General features: G+C 39.5%; 3 protein-coding genes and 1 pseudogene. 2 read left to right on the forward strand and 2 right to left on the reverse strand.

What is annotated here, in order from left to right; all coding sequences use genetic code 11:
- Both ACFIJP_RS08725 and ACFIJP_RS08730 read left to right on the forward strand, forming a co-directional pair.
- On the forward strand, positions 1 to 990 hold a 990-nt coding region (locus ACFIJP_RS08725), incomplete at its 5' end, for a tyrosine-type recombinase/integrase (protein ID WP_375627003.1).
- Between the two features lie 207 nt (positions 991 to 1,197).
- Positions 1,198 to 1,398 carry an AlpA family transcriptional regulator gene (locus ACFIJP_RS08730; protein WP_015856172.1) on the forward strand — a complete coding sequence of 67 codons (201 nt, stop codon included), beginning with the start codon at positions 1,198 to 1,200 and terminating at the stop codon, positions 1,396 to 1,398.
- A gap of 102 nt (positions 1,399 to 1,500) precedes the next feature.
- Here the strand turns inward: ACFIJP_RS08730 and ACFIJP_RS08735 are convergent, their stop codons facing one another.
- Together ACFIJP_RS08735 and ACFIJP_RS08740 are read right to left on the reverse strand one after the other, a co-directional pair.
- On the reverse strand, positions 1,501 to 1,902 hold the full coding sequence (locus tag ACFIJP_RS08735) for a hypothetical protein (RefSeq protein ID WP_375627004.1): 402 nt from the start codon (positions 1,900 to 1,902) through the stop codon (positions 1,501 to 1,503).
- Positions 1,899 to 2,585, reverse strand: a pseudogene (locus tag ACFIJP_RS08740) (filamentous hemagglutinin); the annotation flags it as partial. The pseudogene ACFIJP_RS08740 and the gene ACFIJP_RS08735, both read right to left, overlap by 4 nt.

The raw sequence follows: 2,585 nt of genomic DNA on the forward strand, positions 1-2,585 counted from the left end.
TCTTTAAAACAAGCCCGTGAATTGGCAACTGGGTGGCGGGCTGTTTTACGTGAGGGGCGTGACCCTATTAAAGAACGTGAAAAACAAAAGCGTGAGGCAATAAGCAATCTCCATTATTTAAAAGATATTGCACTAGATACTTTTGAAACTCGTAAAGCTGAATTAAAAGGTGATGGTAAAAATGGTAAATGGTTTACACCTTTACGCCTTCATATTCTCCCTAAATTAGGCTGTTTACCCGTTTCAGAGATTACGCAAACAGAGATACGCAATACACTTGCTCCCATTTGGCATACAAAGGCTGTAATTGCTCGAACAGCATTGATACGTCTTAATCTTTGTCTCAAACATGCGGCTGCATTAGGTGTAGATGTTGATTTACAAGCTGTAGAAAAAGCAAAAGCTCTCTTAGGAAAACAACGCCATAAGGTCACTAATAGACCAGCCATGGATTGGAGAGAGGTTCCGGCTTTTTATAAAACACTCTGTGAAGCATCAACCATAACACAACTGGCTTTGCGTTTGCTTATTCTGACAGGTGTTCGTACCAATTCTTTACGTCATATTCATAAAGATCAAATTGATGGGGATATATGGACCATACCTGCTGAAAATATGAAAGGAAAGCGTGATACAACAAAAGAATTTCGCGTGCCTTTATCAACTGAAGCATTAGACATTTTAAAACAAGCACGATTGCTTTCTCGTAATGATTTCTTTTTTTCTGCTAAAGGTCGCGGTCCCCTCGCTGAGAAGTGTATGGCTCAATATATGAGAGACAATAAACTTGAAGCCTGCCCGCATGGTTTTCGCTCTAGTTTACGCGATTGGCTTGCTGAAACAACCGATGCCCCCTATGAGGTCGCTGAAACTATTCTAAGTCATACAGTTGGCGGCAAAGTAGAGCGTGCCTATCGTCGTACTGATTATCTAGAACAGCGCCGTGTCTATATGGATAAATGGGCGGCTTATGTCACGGGTCAAACCTAAAATATGGGGTGAATAACCCCATTATCTGTGGATAACTTTAGCTCTCTTGTCTCTCATTCTTTCTCAATAAGATTCATCACGTATCACATCAGAAATTGTATAATAAAATATTGTTTTCTATGAATAAAACATCTTTCTAAATGAACCAAAATGTGGTTAATAAATAGTTATGATTTGTTACCATTTTTATAGTGAAAGGATTTTAATATGACAGAAAATGATATTCTTTTAACAGACCGTGAAAGTGCAAAATTGCTTCATATGAGTGTTTCAACATTCCGCCGTCATGTAACCAATGGCTCTCTCCCAAAACCTTTAAAATTTGGTTTTTTGTCCCGTTGGTTACAATCGGATCTTTTGAATGTCATCGAGCAAGCAAAACAGCAACGTTATAACGACGCGGCATAAAAAGAAAACCTTGTCACGTAAGGACGGACAAGGCTTTCTCAAGCTCATCAACCTGGTGCTTTATTTGGTGTAAATTCAAGGCTTTCTCTGCTGAAGCAAGACTTAAGGCTGGCATTCAGGTGCATTTTTATACTTTTTACAAAAAGGGCTGTTCAAACGCTTCTTGACACTGCGCTGTGGTATGACAGCACCTGGACGACAAATGGGAAGGTTTTCAGCTCTAAAAGTATAACACCAATATGGTCCTCCCCATTTGTAGCGGAATCCTGCTTGAATCATGCAAGCATCGATGGAAGCCTCTGCATTGATGCTTAGCTTTCTATTTTCTGGAAAAACATCATAAGGGGTTGGCATACCACATTCTAACAATGCTTTTCCTACCTCAGTAAAATCTGCTCCTGGTTTCTCCCATGCACTCAAAACTCCTGGTGGAGGCTTGTCGATGTTACATCCAGCAATATTTAACAGAATGAGACCACTTAATAATTTCAAGATTTTCTTCATTTTTTTCTTCCTGAATATTTTGAATAAATTGGCGTACGATTAGGTAATCCATAAGCCTGTCGACATATTGAACCTGCATTACCATAACAAGCATGGACACTGGGGTAGCCCTTAAATATTTGCCATGCTTCTTTCCAAGGACCACTTCCAGGAGGTATTTGCTCAAAAGTGTAAGGATTTTTGCCAATCTTTGTACCAACAAAGTCATTTTTATGATTTTCCAAGTTTACGTAATCCTGCTTTCCATCACTTAAGATATATAACGTATCTGCCATGTTTTGAGTATTATAAGCTGGTCCAAAGAAATTAATCGTTGTTTTCTTTGCTATACCATGAACACCATGCTTTTCTAAATCATGCGATCCATTGCCCGCTGTCATACTGCCGCGGCTATGCGCATCAGTATGCAATCCTATATTGCCAAGGCTATACAACAGATTCTGGTACTTCTTCGTCGAATTGGTCAAAATACCCAACTTACCTTCTAGAGCATACTGATACCCTGCAATGAACAACTCTACCAAGCGCGAATCGCTATGAGGGAACATCAGAAAATAGTGTGGATCATTCTTGTTATCAGCCAACTGAACCGCATTATGGGCTGCATCATCTGGTGTTGTAAAAATACCATTGAGGAAAACATGAACCTTGCCATCAGAACCTTTTTGTAAATTCTGTTGTTC

Source organism: Bartonella sp. MU37NMGALS, assembly GCF_042194015.1.
GTDB lineage: Bacteria > Pseudomonadota > Alphaproteobacteria > Rhizobiales > Rhizobiaceae > Bartonella > Bartonella grahamii.